The following is a 16,457-nucleotide window of genomic DNA, read 5'->3' on the forward strand; positions in this document are numbered from 1 at the left end:
GCTTCTATGATTTAGATGGAAATCTGATAGAGGTAAGGAAGCCGGTGAGGTTGGAAGGAAAGATTTAGCCGGCGAGCCAGAGAACCTCGATTCCGCTGACGCTGCATGGAAGTATGGCTGTCGCCACATGAACGGAAAGATTCAGGCATAAGAACGAGAACCGCAACTTCGATTCCGCTGACGCTGCATGGAAGTATGGCTGTCGCCACATCATCAGAAAGCCTCAGCCAGCGAGCCAGAGAACTTCGATTCCGCTGCGCTCCATCTCAGTCGTGGCTGTCGCCACATCAAAAAGAAAGCTTTCAGCCGTTATCAAATAAATTTGAACAGCTGAAAGCCTTCTTTTTTTCTCTGGCTCGTAGCTTGCACGAAAAATTTGCTTGACAAGTGGCGAATCGGCTTATATACTGAATTAGTGTGCATACAAATGCACATTTATCAAATAATAGCACAGGAGGTGAAAATAATGCCAACATTTAACCAGTTAGTAAGAAAAGGACGTCAGACATCTGTTAAGAAGTCTACTGCACCTGCACTTCAGAAGGGCTACAATTCTTTAAAGAAGAAAGCAACTGATACTTCTGCTCCTCAGAAGAGAGGTGTTTGTACCGCTGTTAAGACAGCTACACCTAAAAAACCTAACTCAGCTCTTAGAAAGATCGCCAGAGTTCGTCTTTCCAACGGAATCGAAGTAACAAGCTACATTCCAGGAGAGGGACACAACTTACAGGAACATAGTGTTGTTCTTATCCGTGGTGGTCGTGTTAAGGACTTACCAGGTACAAGATACCATATTATCCGTGGAACTCTTGATACAGCAGGAGTCGCTAACAGAAAACAGGCTCGTTCCAAATACGGCGCTAAGAGACCAAAAGACGCTAAATAAGCTTAGCGTACACCAATAGTATCACAAACAGAGCTAAAGGTAAGTGTTGGAATTATTGTCACATACGATATATTTCCGCACGAACACATTTTAGAGAGACACATGTGAGTACCGTTGAATTAATCGAAACAAATACTACATGACAGGCACAATGACCTGTGATGCAAAACATGATTAAGGAGGGAAGTAACGTGCCACGTAAAGGACATACTCAGAAAAGAGACGTATTAGCAGATCCGATGTACAATAACAAAGTGGTTACCAAGCTTATCAACAACATTATGTTAGATGGTAAGAAAGGTATTGCACAGAAGATTGTATACGGTGCATTTGACAGAGTTGCAGAGAAGACTGAAAGACCAGCTCTTGAAGTATTCGAGGAAGCTATGAACAACGTTATGCCAGTACTTGAGGTAAAGGCTAGACGTATCGGTGGAGCAACTTACCAGGTGCCTATCGAAGTTAGACCGGACCGTCGTCAGGCTCTGGCTCTTCGTTGGCTTACACTGTTTTCACGCAAGAGAGGCGAGAAGACAATGGAAGAAAGACTGGCAAATGAGATCATGGATGCAGCAAACAATACTGGTGCATCTGTAAAGAAAAAAGAAGATATGCACAAGATGGCAGAAGCAAACAAAGCTTTTGCACACTATCGTTTCTAATCAGAACGAGAGCATATTTTTTCGGTTAAGAAAATTAGGAGGAAAAAACCTTGGCTGGAAGAGAATATCCGTTAGAGAGAACCAGAAACATTGGTATTATGGCGCACATCGATGCTGGTAAAACAACATTGACAGAGCGTATCCTTTATTATACCGGTGTTAACTATAAGATTGGTGATACTCATGAAGGTACTGCTACCATGGACTGGATGGAGCAGGAGCAGGAAAGAGGTATTACCATTACTTCAGCCGCTACGACATGTCACTGGACTTTGGAAGAGTTTACAAAGCCAAAGAAAGGTGCTTTAGAGCATCGTATCAATATCATTGATACTCCTGGACACGTAGACTTTACGGTTGAGGTTGAGCGTTCACTTCGTGTACTGGACGGCGCTGTCGGCGTGTTCTGTGCAAAAGGTGGAGTAGAGCCTCAGTCAGAAAATGTATGGCGTCAGGCTGACACATACAACGTACCTAGAATGGCATTCATTAACAAAATGGATATCTTAGGTGCAAACTTCTACGGAGCTGTTGATCAGATTCGTACAAGATTAGGTAAAAATGCAATTGTTCTTCAGTTACCAATTGGTAAGGAAGATGATTTTAAGGGAATTATTGATTTGTTTGAGATGAAAGCTTACATCTACAATGATGATAAGGGAGATGATATCTCTGTAACAGACATCCCAGATGATATGAAAGACGACGCAGAATTATATCATACCGAACTGGTTGAGAAAATCTGCGAGTTAGATGATGACCTTATGATGCAGTATTTAGAGGGAGAAGAGCCATCTGTTGAAGATATGAAGGCTGCCCTCAGAAAAGGTACCTGCGAGTGTACAGCAGTTCCGGTATGTTGTGGTTCTGCTTACCGTAACAAGGGTGTTCAGAAATTATTGGATGCTATCGTAGAATATATGCCAGCTCCAACAGACATCCCAGCTATTAAGGGTGTTGACCTTGAAGGAAATGAAGTAGAGAGACATTCATCTGATGATGAACCATTCTCCGCTCTTGCATTCAAGATTATGACTGACCCATTCGTAGGAAAACTTGCATTCTTCCGTGTTTACTCTGGTGTAATGAACTCCGGATCTTACGTACTGAATGCAACAAAAGATAAAAAAGAACGTGTAGGCCGTATCCTTCAGATGCATGCAAACAAGAGAGCAGAGCTTGAAAAAGTTTACTCTGGAGATATTGCAGCAGCCGTTGGATTTAAGTTTACAACTACTGGTGATACCATCTGTGATGAACAGCATCCGGTTATCTTAGAGTCCATGGAATTCCCAGAGCCAGTTATCGAGCTTGCTATCGAGCCTAAGACAAAAGCTGGACAGGGTAAGATGGGTGAAGCTCTTGCAAAACTTGCAGAAGAAGATCCTACTTTCCGTGCTCATACAAATACAGAAACAGGACAGACCATCATCGCTGGTATGGGTGAGCTCCATCTGGAAATCATCGTTGACCGTCTGCTTCGTGAATTCCACGTAGAAGCAAACGTAGGTGCTCCACAGGTTGCTTACAAAGAGACATTTACAAAGCCAGTTGATCAGGAATACAAATATGCAAAACAGTCTGGTGGACGTGGACAGTACGGACACTGTAAAGTTAAATTCGAGCCGATGGATGCCAACGGAGATGAACTCTTCAAGTTTGATTCTGCAGTTGTTGGTGGTGCTATTCCTAAGGAATACATCCCTGCAGTAGGCGAAGGTATCGAAGAAGCTACCAAAGCTGGTATCCTTGCAGGATTCCCAGTAGTAGGTGTTCATGCTACCGTATATGATGGATCTTACCATGAGGTCGATTCTTCTGAGATGGCATTCCACATTGCCGGATCCATGGCTTTCAAAGAGGCTATGGCAAAAGCAGCTCCTGTAATTCTTGAGCCAATCATGAAAGTTGAAGTTACTATGCCGGAAGAGTACATGGGAGATGTTATTGGTGACATTAACTCTCGTCGTGGACGTATCGAAGGTATGGATGACATCGGTGGTGGAAAAATGGTTAAAGCATATGTTCCACTTGCTGAGATGTTTGGATACTCAACAGACTTACGTTCCAGAACTCAGGGACGTGGTAACTACTCAATGTTCTTCGAGAAATATGAGCAGGTTCCGAAGTCTGTACAGGACAAGATTGTTGCATCTAAAGCAAAATAATAAAAATGCTTGAAAAACTCGCAAGTTTTTTATATAATCAGAAATAGCCGAGTGACTTATTAAAATGTAAAAATAAGCGCCCAGAAAGGGCATAAAATTAAGGAGGACGTTTTAAAATGGCAAAAGCTAAGTTTGAAAGAACCAAACCACATTGTAATATCGGAACCATTGGTCACGTAGACCATGGTAAAACAACTTTAACAGCAGCTATTACAGCAGTTTTAGCAGCAAGAGTTGCAGGTAATACAGCTACAGATTTCGCTAACATCGATAAAGCTCCAGAAGAGAGAGAAAGAGGTATCACTATCTCTACAGCTCACGTTGAGTATGAAACAGAGAAGAGACATTACGCACACGTTGACTGTCCTGGACATGCTGACTACGTAAAGAACATGATTACCGGAGCAGCTCAGATGGACGGCGCTATCCTTGTTGTTGCTGCAACTGATGGTGTTATGGCTCAGACAAAGGAGCACATCCTTCTGTCTCGTCAGGTAGGTGTACCTTACATCGTTGTTTTCTTAAACAAATGTGATATGGTAGACGACCCAGAGTTAATCGAGTTAGTAGAAATGGAAGTTACAGAGCAGTTAGAGGAATATGGTTTTGAAGGCTGCCCAATCATCCAGGGTTCTGCTCTTAAAGCTCTTGAAGATCCTAACGGACCATGGGGCGACAAGATCATGGAATTAATGGATACTGTAGATAGCTATATCCCAGATCCACAGCGTGATACAGATAAACCTTTCTTAATGCCAGTTGAGGACGTATTCACAATCACAGGTCGTGGTACTGTTGCAACAGGTAGAGTAGAAAGAGGAACATTACATCTGAATGACGAACTTGAAATCCTTGGTGTTAAGGAAGATGTTCAGAAGACAGTTGTAACTGGTATCGAGATGTTCCGTAAACAGTTAGACGAGGCTCAGGCTGGTGATAACATCGGTGCACTTCTTCGTGGTGTTAACCGTGACCAGATCGTTCGTGGACAGGTTCTTGCTAAACCAGGTACTGTTACTTGCCACAGAAAATTCACAGCTCAGGTTTACGTTTTAACAAAAGATGAAGGTGGACGTCATACACCTTTCTTCAATAACTACAGACCACAGTTCTACTTCAGAACAACTGACGTAACTGGTGTTTGTGAATTACCAGCAGGTACAGAGATGTGTATGCCTGGTGATAACGTAGAAATGACTATCGAACTGATCCATCCAGTAGCTATGGAGCAGGGTCTTACTTTCGCTATCCGTGAAGGTGGACGTACTGTTGGATCAGGACGTGTTGCTACTATCATCGAGTAATTAAATATTATTCAGTAAATTCAAGGGTTTCGGAGATTTCTCCGGAACCCTTTTTACATGCGATAATAATGAAGATGGGTGTGAGCGGTGCCAAAATGGTGCAAAAAAAAACTCCGTCGAATTTTGCTATTCAACGGAGCTTTTTTCTTACCATCCCTTAATCTGTTTTACCTGTTCTGCCCGTTCGGGGTCTCTGTGATATTGTAGTTTGAATTGTATCGTTTCGACCACTTCTTTCCTTGCTTCATCATCCAACTGATAAAAGGAAGTCAAAAGATTATCCACATCCGGCATACTATTTTTACCGAATAGGTACATAAGTGGATAGAGAGAGTTTTTCAAGTAGGTTTTGACTCTGCTTGCATCCAAGGCTCCATTCAATCCATCTGGAAGAGTGGGATATATTTCTTCTTCGGTAATAGCTCCAGAGAAAGGACTTGCAGAGCATATCTCATTCACATCAATATCTAAAGCATTGGCAAGTCGGAGCGCAAAGTCAAAGCGGATATTGGAATCTTTTTGAATAATCGTGTATAACGTGGTGGCACTAATGCCGGTTTCTTTTGCAATTCTGCGTACATTTGTACCTTTTTCATCAAGGTACTCTTTTAATTTCTTTCCATCGCCCATAAGCAACCTCCTATTTTCATAGACAAAGTAATTACGAAAAACATAAATTCAATTATTATCATATCACATTTACGAAAAACATAAAAGTAAAAATTACATAATTTTAGAATTACGAAAACCGTAAAATAATATTTACGAAGTATTGACATTATTTACGGACAGTGATAATATGAATTTACGAAAACCGTACACAACAAAAATACAAGAGTTGTAACGGAATTGTAGAATGAGAAGGGAGGATGAATATATGGCGAACTATCAATATATGATGAGTGCGGATGATGTGGCTAAGGAACTGGATTGTTCCAAGTCGTATGCTTACAAGTTGGTTAAGGCAATGAATAAGGAACTTGCGGAGCAGGGATATATCACAATGGCAGGACGGATTCCAAGAGCATATTGGGCAAAAAAGATGTTCGGATACGATCTGGCTGCGAACTAAGAGAGGAGAAGAAAGGAATGGCTTACAAAGAAAAAGACACGAAGAAATGGACTGCCCAGTGGTTTGAAACGAATGCAAAGGGCGAAAAGAAAAAACGAAGAAAGAGAGGATTTTCCACAAAAAAGGAAGCTCTGGAATATGAGCGACAGAAAAAACTCAATAGCAGTCGAAGTATGGATATGAAATTGAGTGAATTTATGGAGGTATATTTTGAGGACAAACAGAATGAACTCAAAGAACGTACCATGAAAAACAAACGTTATATGATGGAACAGCATATTATTCCGTATTTTGGAAATCAAATGATGAGTGAAATATCAGCTTCGCAGATTATTCAGTGGCAGAATGAAATGCAGACAAAAGGCTTTTCGGAATCATATCTGCGAATGATACAAAATCAGCTAACCAGCTTGTTTACTCATGCTTCAAGGATTTACGATTTGCATACAAATCCTTGCAAGAAGGTAAAGCGGATGGGAAACTCGGACAGCAGAAGCTTGGATTTCTGGACAACAGAGGAGTATCAGCAGTTTATTCAAACTATAGAACCGGGAACAAGATATTATCTCATCTTTGAAATTCTTTTCTGGACTGGATGCAGAATTGGAGAACTACTTGCATTAACTCCGGCAGATATAAACTTTGAAAGAAATCAAATCAGCATCACAAAAACGTACTATAGGACAGAACGAAAGGATGTGATTACAGAACCAAAGACAAAACAATCTGTGCGAACAATAGAAATACCGGAATTTTTGAAGCAGGAAATAAAGCAATTTATTGAAGGACATTACGGTATGCCGGAGAATGAAAGACTTTTCCCTATTGTGCAGGAAGCAGTACAGCATAAGATGAAGCACAATATGGTGAAAGCCGGAGTAAAGAAAATCCGAGTGCATGATTTAAGACATTCACATGTAGCATATCTCATCAACAAAGGGATTGAGCCGATTCTGATAAAGGAAAGATTAGGGCATAAGGATATAAGAATTACCCTAAATACTTATGGTCACTTATATCCGAATCAGCAACGGAGAATTGCAGATTTGCTGGATAATGAACAAGAAAAAAGTCCCAACAGCGGCAACTGTCAGGACTAAAGATAACCGGATAAACCTCTGTTATCCTATGTATATACAAGCTAAGTATAGCAGAGGTTTTCTCCGGTAGCAATTATAAAATTAAAATTGGAGGAGAAAATGACAGAACAGAAGATTGAATTAAAGATGATTAGAATGTCAGAGGTACAGTCGCAGGAGATTGAGTGGCTGTGGTATCCATTCATTCCTTATGGCAAGCTGACAATTATTCAGGGTGATCCGGGTGACGGAAAGACAACAATGGTCTTGAATCTGGCGGCAAAGCTGTCAAAGGGCGAAGCACTGGATGAAAATATGAAAGTCACAGAGCCGGTCAATGTAATATACCAGACTGCGGAGGATGGTCTTGCGGATACAGTAAAACCAAGATTAGAACTTGCCGGAGCAGACTGCGAGAGAATTATCGTTATTGATGAGAGTGACAAGTCACTGTCTATGGTAGATGAACGCTTGGAAGAAGCGATTGTAAGGACTGGTGCAAGGCTCTTGATTTTAGACCCGATACAAGCCTATCTGGGCGGTGGCATGGATATGAACCGAGCAAACGAAGCAAGGGATATGACAAAGAAATTAGGAGCATTGGCAGAGAAAACAAAGTGTGCAATTATCCTTATCGGTCATATGAATAAGGCTTCCGGCAATAAAGCGGCATACCGGGGCATGGGTTCCATAGATTTCTTTGCAGTGGCAAGAAGCGTGTTACTGGTCGGACGGGTAGAGGGAGAACCGAATACCAGAGCTGTTGTCCAGATAAAAAATAACCTTGCGGCATTCGGGCACCCGAAGGCATTTGCCTTATCAGAGGAAGGCTTTCAGTGGATTGGAGATTATGAGATTACTGTGGATGAGGTGCTTGGCGGCATTGCACCAAAGGCAAATAAAATGGAGCTGGCAAAGCAGATGTTACGGGAACTTGCAGAAACACAGAATGCGGTTTTGAGCAACGAAATCTTTGACCGGGCAGAAGAACTGGGAATTTCCAAACGAACACTGGAAAACGCAAAGAAAGAGCTGGGTATCCGGGCAAGAAAAATCAATAACGCTTGGTACTGGGAACTGGATAAGGTAAAGCAGGAATAGAGGAAGAACGCAACAATGCAGAGTATACAGAAATGCGGTCTTGAAGATTGCAAGGTTGCAAAAGATATAGACATTGCGTTGTTGCGGTCTTGCAGAAAGGATTGGTCGATTGAAATGAAGAATGTGCAGATTTCGCAGGAACTGTTCTTTTTGCTCGTGAGATATTTTCTCATAGGGCAGGAAGAAACGGAGCCGGAGATAGTTAAGGCATTGGAGAAAAAGATGGATGCCCTGGTAATGAGAGAGCTGTATACGCAGTATAAAACTGCACCGACAGAGGAAGAAAAGGAAAAGGCACGCAGGGAATATCTAGACAGGCGTGGTGTGCCGGACAGCTTCCGATGGTAATTTCCTTAGACGAATAAAACGGGAGCGTGGCACGCACCCGTAGGAAACGATTAAGGAAAAATGGTGCGGTGACAGCGATGACAATGTGACCGGAACGGGCACAACTGCCGCAGGCAGAAAAAGCTTCCGGCAGGACGCAAAACCCGATTTATCGGGTTGCATTTTTGATGGCGAAGCTGTCAAAAGTGCTTTTGCGTTACTTTCGACGAAAGTAACAAAGCCTGTGCCTATCGGCACTAAAAGATACAGATAAAAAGAGATGAGAGGTGGTTTTATTGGAGAGAACGATTAGCGGAATGATGGGGAAAGGCTCTGTGAATCACAATACAAGAGCATTTTCAGCAAAGAATGTAGATAAAGAAAGGAGCCGGGACAATGTGGAATTTTGTCACGAGGATATAAAGGCAGTGTATCATGAACTGTTTGACGAAGCTCTGGAACGGTACAATGCGAAGCAGAAACGCAGTGACCGGAAGATTGAAAACTATTATGAGAAAATCCGGCAGGGGAAGCAGGAGAAACTGTTTTACGAAGTGATTTTCCAGATAGGTAACAGAGATGACATGAATGCACGGAGTGAGGAGGGGCAGTTGGCAAAGCAGATACTTATTGACTTCATGACAGACTTTCAAAGCAGGAATCCGAATCTTCATGTATTCTCGGCACATCTGCACATGGATGAGGAAACACCGCATATTCATATTGATTTTGTTCCGGTCATTACCGGGAGTAAGCGAGGACTTGATACAAGGGTTTCGCTGAAAGGGGCATTGGCGGAGCAGGGATTTGAAGGCGGCACCAGAGGAGCAACAGAATGGAACCAGTGGATAGAATCAGAGAAAAAGGAACTTGCGGCAGTCATGGAACGATATGGTGTTGAATGGCTGCAGAAGGGTACGCACAATAAACATCTGTCGGTGCTGGATTATGAGAAGCAGGAGAGCTAGATTCTCAGCTTGCACAATCAGAAATTGCATTGCAGACAGCAAGTAAAATGGTGGACAGTCAGCTTGCTCGTGCGGAAGAATTGGCAGAGATGGGAGATAAGTTTCAAAGACAGAACGAGGAAATTAAGGCAGATAATGCAGAACTGGAAAAAACGTATGTAGATACAAAGCAGAGTTATAACAGTTTGTTGGCAAAAAACAGTCAGTTGATTTTCGAGAATGAGGATTTGGAGCAGGAAAAGGAAAGGCGGTTGTCCGGCAACCGGGAATTAGAAAAGCAACAGCAGAAGCTTCAAAAAGAACTGGAAGCTATGGCAGGTTCTAAGGTCGCTCTGGAGCGTAATGTGAGAGCCTATGACGAGGAAAAACAATGGCAGCTTCCAGAGCCGGGAGTGATGCAGTCGGCGAAATCCTATCGTGAAAAGGTGGCATTACCATTGATTACAAGATTAAAGGAACTTGTAAAAAGCCTAACAATTAAGTGTGTGGGTCTGATGGAGCAGGTGAAGAAGCTGACTGCAAAGGTAAATCAGCAGGGAGAGGATATTGCATGGTATAAGAATAAAATCAAGGAGCAGAATAGCACAATGGAGCATTTGCAGGAGAAAGCGGAGGATTTGGAACGAGTGAAACAGTATGTCGGGGCTGACAAAATACAGGATATTATTGACAATGTGAAAGAAGCGGAACGGTTACAGGCAGAGCAGAAGCGATTGCAGAGAAGCTATCAGAACAGAATGAGCAGATAAGGAGATAGATGGATATGACGGATAAAATCAAAGAAACAGAAGTGTTGAGAAAGCACATCATTGGAGAAAACGGAATCAGTTACACTTTGGGAGAGGATGGTCTGTATTATCCAGATCTCCGGCTCCCGGAGGGAACGCATTATGAAATTGGCAGATACGGAAGAATGAGAGCAGAGTATCTGAAAGAGTACCATAGAGCATTGTATCTGGAATTGCTGTTGGATGGAAATTTAAATGAATATCTGCACCAGACGGACGAAGAATGTTATCAGATGATGGAGCGACTGGTGGAACAGATGAAAGCAAAGCAGGGAGTGACGGCGCAGTTGAAGTCGGAGAATCAAATGCAGTGGGTAGGAATGATGAACAATATCCGGCACTGTGCGGAAGAAGTGGTGTTGAAAGATATAGTGTATGTGTGATGTTGGGCAGTTTTCAGACTGCCCTTAATAATTTTGAATAGCAGAAACAAGAGCTAAATGATATAATACTGTTAAAAGTGGTGCGGAGGTAGACTATGAAAAAATTTCAATATATAGTTGTACTGTTGTTTGTGATAGTTCTTGGAACAGGATGTTCTAATGATGAAAAACAAGAAAATTTTTTATCAGAGACAGAGAATGAGATAGAAAATAAAGAAGATGGCGTAATTTATGAAGTGTATACGGGGAATTGGTCAAATGATGGAAGAACGCATGACCAGATTTTGTCAGAAGGTGGAGTAGAATTATCTTGTACAATTACAGAAAGTAATCGACTTACGGGTACGCTGTTTGCTCAACAGGAAATGACTGAACGCTTTGCTGTTGTTGAAGATATTAGTGGAGAGATAGAACAGAACGAGCTGCTTTTTGATTATGCTGATGATGGTTGGGGAAATAGTGGCACATTACATATGCAATTTAGAAATGATAGCATTTATGTAGAGATATTAAATTATTGTGAGGCAGATGGAGGAAGTGACTATGGTATTAGTGGTTATTATGAGTTGATAAGGGAAAATGAAGCGGAAAGTAGAGAAAAGGAGTTAGAAAATACGATTGACGAACGAAGTCAATATTATAGAGCCAGTGCATATTATTTGGAAATAGTTGATTATTGGGAAAATGTCAGAGAAGCCAGAGATGTATCAAATGTAAATGAACCACTATTTGCAACTAATAAGCAATACTATACAAAAGAGAACTTTGAAAATGAACCAAAATTAGTTATTCACTTGGCAAAAAATGAAATATATGCAAGGCATGGTTATATTTTTAAGAATGAAGATTTGTATAATTATTTTATGGGTTGTGTGTGGTATAATCCAACTTGTAAAGCAGAAGATTTTGATGATAGTGTGTTAAACGAGTACGAAAAAGCTAATCTTGAGATATTGGCATCAATGGATACCTATTAAAAGCGAGAGGAGTAATTTATGAAAAAGAGATGTGTTTTGTTTATACTGTGTATGATGTTTTTGGTTGGATGTTCAGAACAAAATGAAGAAATAAGAAATTCAGTAATAGAGGAGAGTACGGAAACAGAAAGCAGTCTAATTATTGAAGAAGAAACAGAGGAAAATAATGTCCAAATAGAACCAGTAGCACCTACGAAAGAAGAAGTTTTTGCTATGAGAGAAAAAGTATTGGACGGAATGACTGACGATGAGAAGGAAAGATTAACAGAGAATATTAAAGTTGCAAATCTTCAAATGGAACGAGCATATCTGAATGATGGCATCTTTGATAAACTAGAAGATAAAGACAGTCTTGCTTGGAATTATTTCGACCAGAAAGGTGATATTCAAGTTGGGTGGGCGTATGACAGTAATAAAATAACAGTCATGAATGAAGAAGGTATTACGGAAAGTGAATTTTATCAAAAGTATGGTAAACCCGTAATGGTTTATAATAGATTTGACGGAGCAAATTTTGTAAACTTGATTCAAGATATGCAGAAGTCAATTCATAATGAGGAACTGTACGCAGACCTTCAGAGATTGATAGATTTGACTAATTTGGCAACCGAAACTCACGAAATGGAATATGCAAATGATATATATAAAATTCTGCATGATATGGATTACTTCCTTTTGAGATATGGAATCGAAGATGTAGGGAAGTATACGCAGGATGGAGGCGTGGTAGCAAAGTATTATGGTGTACTTACTGTGTATCAGAATGAAGATAAGGGTGGATGGCAATAGTATATAATTGATAATAAAAGACAAATTGAATTTGTAAATAACTTACTGTTCATGGAGATGGGAATATGATAGTAGAAATAATTTTCTCAGATTATTATAGAACATTTTTATTATGTATACTTTCAATGGGAGTTACATTTTTTATACGGAAATTTAGTGTAAAAGAAGGAGTATTGGCATTAGTGATGTACGAATTTATTATGTTAATACCATTTGTTTGGATACTTATTGTAAGTGTAGTCTTTACTGAATTTAACTTTCAGCAAATAATAGAAATTGTTCAGTGGGAGCTAAAATGGATAATTTATTTTACAACGTGTACGGTGTTGCAATTCATAATGTACTACCTTTTTTGGAAAAGAAATGTAATATACAAAATAGGAACTTTACTCTTTTGTGTCACTGTTGTTGTTGTTCCTTTGTATGTGATTAATTTTAACTGAAACAGATAGAATGAATAATGAGAATTATAATATTATGAAACCAACAATCGTTCATAGATGCCATTAGAAGACAAGTTGTTTATGTGTACTTGGGATGTTATAGTTAACTTAAATAAATAATTTCTATGCGGTGCCAAAACGGTGCCAAGAAATCGAACAAATTGAAATACAGAATGCAAAAACAGCAGTTTTCTGCGAAATTTGCCACCAAAAAGCATAGAAAATACGAAGAAATACGGTATTCAAATAACGTGAAGGTGGACGTACTGTAGGTTCAGGACGTGTTGCTACAGTTATCGAGTAATCTTTGCTCTTGCAATGAATTGCTAAAATAAGTAAAATTAACCCGGAGAGTGTTCGCACTTCTCCGGGTTTTTTGCAACTTGCACACAACCAACAGAGGGAGACATTATGGTTACTTGTAGAGACGTCAATAATTTGGATCTGGATGGAGTAGAACTGCTGACAGGGGAAGTGGGGCTGGACAGAGTGGTGTCCTGGACATATTTTGTGCAGACGAAGCCATATGAAGATCATATGAATCCTGGCAACTTTGCACTGATTGTAGTGGATTATCTGCGGTTTGACATCGAGAAGACCTTTGAAACAATGGTAGAACTGAATGCACTGGGAATTTCCGGGCTTGCAATATCGATTGTGGATGACCGGGAGAAGATTCCACAGAAAATGATAGACAAAGCGGTTGAATTGAAATTGCCACTGTTCTATGTCCGCTGGGAAGGCGCAACCTTCGTGGATATTGCACAGAGTATCGGGCAGCTGATACTGGAAACCAATATTACAAATAAGCGTACCGGGGACTATTTATATAATCTACTGTTTGGATATGAAGTAAATGATAAATATATTGAAAAAATATCCAGCCAGTTTGGACTGGCTTTCGACCGGGCATACCGTGTTGGAATCATTGTAATTGACCGGAAATATGGAATTAACCTGGAGCAGGATGAGCATACTTATCTTTATTATACGGACTGTCTGAACCGGGAAGTAATGCATATGGAAAATCGTCCGATGTATATGCGTTTCTTAAATAAATTTGTGCTGCTGTTTGAGGCAACGGAGGATAAGGAGACAGAACGGCAGATTGAACAATTGCTAAAGAAACTGGACAGCCGCCCGCAGTTCGCTGGGCTGATACACAGTACCTGTATTTTGGGCGCAGCCTATACGGATCCGTCTGAATTTGGCAAGAGCTATCAGGAAGCAAAAAATCTGATCCCAAAGAAAGATTATCTGCCGAATCCTACTAATAAAAAAGTGCTTAGTGCCAGTTCCATGGGCATTTATAAATATATGTTTAACAATGGAAATCAGCAGGAGATATTGGACTACTGCAATGACAAATTAAAGAAGCTTGAGATGTATGACCAGACCAATGGGGCATTTCTGGTGGAGACACTGCTGACATATTATATGAGTGGATTTAATGTGGGAAAGACAGCAGAGGCTTTGTATATCCATCGGAATTCCCTGCAGTACCGCCTGAAGAAGATAGAAGAAATATTGGAGGTTGACCTGGAAGATTCCATGGAATATCTCGATATTGTAAACTGTATTCTGGTAAAAAGATTGATGTTTAATTAAGATACTGTGCAAAGTGCACAATCAAATTGTGCATTTTGAAAGTTGAAAAGAAGAAAAAGAAAGTATACTATACTGTCTATCAGCAAAGACGCTTTGAGAGAAAGAAATCTCAAGCGTCTTTTTTGATACTCTAGAGAAACAAAAGTCGGCTTCACATTTGCATTTAAGGAGGAACATATTATGAATAAAAGAAAATTATTAGCATTGGTACTGACAGGAGTTATGGCAATATCTACATTGGCAGGATGTGGTTCATCAGATACAAAAACATCCGATACAGATGTGAAAACCTCAGAGACAGCAGAGACATCTGATAAGAATGTATTAAGAGTTGGAATGGAATGTGCATATGCTCCATTTAACTGGACACAGGACAGTGATACAACACCGGATGGAAGCAAGGCGGTTCCGATTTATGGATCTGACTATTATGCATATGGATATGATGTGGCAGTAGCCCAGAAGCTTGCTGATGAGATGGGAATGGATTTAGAGGTTCATAAAGTAGAATGGTCTTCCATTGGAATCTCATTAGATGCAGGAGATTATGATGTAATCATTGCAGGAATGGGAAAAACAGCAGAAAGAGAAGCTTCTTATTCATTTACAGAACCATATTATTACAGAGATAACTGTATCGTAGTAAAAAAGGGAAGTGCTTATGAAAATGTAAAAGGACTTTCTGATCTGGCAGGAACCGGATGTAAAGTAACAACACAGTTAGGAACCGGCTGGGTACCTCTTTTGGACCAGATTGAAGGTGCAGAGCAGTCAGGAAATTATGAGACAACATCCGAATGTTTCATGGCAATATCCAATGGTGTTGCAGATGTATGTGTCGTAGATTTGCCAACCGCACAGTCAGCAGCACTTACCAATGATGATCTTGTGATTATTCAGTTAGATGCAGATGATTCTTTCACCGGTGATGATGAAATGGTAAATGTATGTATCGCTACCAGAAAAGATGATACCGCATTAAGAGATAAAATCCAGGATGCGATGGATGCCATTGGCTGGAATGATAAAGCCAAAATGGATGAGCTGATGGATACTGTTCTGACACAGCAGCCGGCAGCAAACTAGAAATATTTCCAGCGTGAGCTGAGTAATAGATAAAGTGAGGTAGAGAAATATGTTAGTAGAAAATCCGAGTAATTCGTTAGAGTGGATGATATTTTTAGCCCAGAAATATGCAAGTATGTTTATCAAAGGAACCTGGCTTACGCTGGAAATTGCTGTAATCGGAACGCTGGTTGGTTTTGTGTTAGGCTATATTGTTGGACTTGTAAATGATGCAAAAATCAGCGAGGGTGATAATGTTTTCAAGAAGCTTCTGATGCGGCTTTTGAAAATCATTTTTACCGTATATGTGGAAATCTTCCGTGACACTCCAATGATTGTTCAGGCAATGATTGTATACTATGGAATAAAAATGCTGGGAGTAGAAATGACACCGGTATTTGCCGGTATTGTGGTAACGGTATTAAATACCGGAGCTTACATGGGTGAGACAGTACGTGCCGGAATCGGCTCCATTGATATGGGGCAGCGTGAAGGCGCATGGGCAATGGGAATGTCGCCATTTAAGACAATGTTGTATGTGGTATTGCCACAGGCATTTAAAAATATTATCCCGGAGATGGCAAATACATTCCTGACAAACCTGAAGATGACATCTGTATTAAATGTAATTGCAGTACAGGAACTTTTCATGGCTGCAAAAACAGTTGGAGGAAATTATTACAAATACTTCGAGTCATACCTGGTAATTGCAGTGATTTACTTTGTATTGTGCTTTGTCTTTGATAAGATTTTCAAATTTATTGAAAAGAAAATGCAGGGCAAGACAGATTACGCACTGGCAATTGAGTATATGGATAATCAGTAGGAGGAACGGAT

General features: G+C 40.4%; 16 protein-coding genes and 1 pseudogene. 16 read left to right on the plus strand and 1 reads right to left on the minus strand.

The features are described 5' to 3' along the window. Window positions 1-466 precede the first annotated feature (466 nt). The 4 genes from rpsL to tuf all read left to right on the plus strand — a co-directional run bounded on the left by rpsL (window position 467) and on the right by tuf (window position 5,020). Complete coding sequence (gene rpsL, locus LKD41_RS05570; RefSeq protein ID WP_022242941.1) at window positions 467-886, plus strand: 30S ribosomal protein S12; 420 nt, start codon at window positions 467-469, stop codon at window positions 884-886. A gap of 191 nt (window positions 887-1,077) precedes the next feature. After that, the gene (rpsG, locus tag LKD41_RS05575) at window positions 1,078-1,548 is read left to right on the plus strand and encodes a 30S ribosomal protein S7 (protein ID WP_207659146.1); all 471 of its coding nucleotides are present in this window, start codon (window positions 1,078-1,080) and stop codon (window positions 1,546-1,548) included. Between the two features lie 50 nt (window positions 1,549-1,598). Further along, a complete protein-coding gene (gene fusA / locus LKD41_RS05580) occupies window positions 1,599-3,716 on the plus strand; it encodes an elongation factor G (RefSeq protein ID WP_117697237.1) in 2,118 nt (705 codons plus the stop codon). Between the two features lie 116 nt (window positions 3,717-3,832). Continuing rightward, a complete protein-coding gene (gene tuf, locus LKD41_RS05585) occupies window positions 3,833-5,020 on the plus strand; it encodes an elongation factor Tu (RefSeq protein WP_227700655.1) in 1,188 nt (395 codons plus the stop codon). A gap of 147 nt (window positions 5,021-5,167) precedes the next feature. Here tuf and LKD41_RS05590 read toward each other — a convergent pair whose 3' ends face one another. Continuing rightward, window positions 5,168-5,650 (minus strand): helix-turn-helix domain-containing protein, encoded by a 483-nt coding sequence (locus tag LKD41_RS05590; RefSeq protein ID WP_006859045.1) that lies wholly within the window; start codon window positions 5,648-5,650, stop codon window positions 5,168-5,170. A 247-nt stretch (window positions 5,651-5,897) separates the two neighbouring features. Between LKD41_RS05590 and LKD41_RS05595 the strand changes: the two genes are divergently transcribed. From LKD41_RS05595 to LKD41_RS05650, 12 genes and pseudogenes are all read left to right on the plus strand, one after another. Continuing rightward, window positions 5,898-6,092, plus strand: a complete 195-nt coding sequence (locus LKD41_RS05595) for a DNA-binding protein (RefSeq protein ID WP_227700656.1) — start codon at window positions 5,898-5,900, stop codon at window positions 6,090-6,092. A gap of 17 nt (window positions 6,093-6,109) precedes the next feature. Next, on the plus strand, window positions 6,110-7,192 hold the full coding sequence (locus tag LKD41_RS05600; protein ID WP_025482762.1) for a tyrosine-type recombinase/integrase: 1,083 nt from the start codon (window positions 6,110-6,112) through the stop codon (window positions 7,190-7,192). A 99-nt stretch (window positions 7,193-7,291) separates the two neighbouring features. Continuing rightward, window positions 7,292-8,272 carry an AAA family ATPase gene (locus LKD41_RS05605; protein ID WP_025482764.1) on the plus strand — a complete coding sequence of 327 codons (981 nt, stop codon included), beginning with the start codon at window positions 7,292-7,294 and terminating at the stop codon, window positions 8,270-8,272. Between the two features lie 15 nt (window positions 8,273-8,287). Beyond that, on the plus strand, window positions 8,288-8,620 hold the full coding sequence (locus tag LKD41_RS05610) for a complexin-2 (protein WP_308804207.1): 333 nt from the start codon (window positions 8,288-8,290) through the stop codon (window positions 8,618-8,620). A gap of 296 nt (window positions 8,621-8,916) precedes the next feature. Continuing rightward, a pseudogene (locus LKD41_RS05615) lies at window positions 8,917-9,561 on the plus strand (plasmid recombination protein); the annotation flags it as partial. A 35-nt stretch (window positions 9,562-9,596) separates the two neighbouring features. Continuing rightward, complete coding sequence (locus tag LKD41_RS05620) at window positions 9,597-10,316, plus strand: hypothetical protein (protein ID WP_227700657.1); 720 nt, start codon at window positions 9,597-9,599, stop codon at window positions 10,314-10,316. Between the two features lie 14 nt (window positions 10,317-10,330). Further along, window positions 10,331-10,738, plus strand: a complete 408-nt coding sequence (locus LKD41_RS05625; RefSeq protein WP_063827372.1) for a TnpV protein — start codon at window positions 10,331-10,333, stop codon at window positions 10,736-10,738. A 95-nt stretch (window positions 10,739-10,833) separates the two neighbouring features. Then, window positions 10,834-11,715 carry a YARHG domain-containing protein gene (locus LKD41_RS05630; protein ID WP_025482771.1) on the plus strand — a complete coding sequence of 294 codons (882 nt, stop codon included), beginning with the start codon at window positions 10,834-10,836 and terminating at the stop codon, window positions 11,713-11,715. 18 nt (window positions 11,716-11,733) lie between these two features. Then, complete coding sequence (locus LKD41_RS05635) at window positions 11,734-12,504, plus strand: hypothetical protein (protein WP_025482773.1); 771 nt, start codon at window positions 11,734-11,736, stop codon at window positions 12,502-12,504. Between the two features lie 854 nt (window positions 12,505-13,358). Further along, complete coding sequence (locus tag LKD41_RS05640; protein WP_022243682.1) at window positions 13,359-14,555, plus strand: PucR family transcriptional regulator; 1,197 nt, start codon at window positions 13,359-13,361, stop codon at window positions 14,553-14,555. Window positions 14,556-14,735: 180 nt separating this feature from the next. Continuing rightward, window positions 14,736-15,641, plus strand: a complete 906-nt coding sequence (locus LKD41_RS05645) for a transporter substrate-binding domain-containing protein (RefSeq protein ID WP_022243681.1) — start codon at window positions 14,736-14,738, stop codon at window positions 15,639-15,641. Window positions 15,642-15,690: 49 nt separating this feature from the next. Beyond that, the gene (locus LKD41_RS05650; protein WP_022243680.1) at window positions 15,691-16,446 is read left to right on the plus strand and encodes an amino acid ABC transporter permease; all 756 of its coding nucleotides are present in this window, start codon (window positions 15,691-15,693) and stop codon (window positions 16,444-16,446) included. The last annotated feature ends 11 nt before the right edge of the window (window positions 16,447-16,457 follow it).

The sequence above is a fragment of the Roseburia sp. CLA-AA-H209 genome (assembly GCF_020687575.1).
Classification (GTDB): domain Bacteria; phylum Bacillota; class Clostridia; order Lachnospirales; family Lachnospiraceae; genus Roseburia_C; species Roseburia_C amylophila.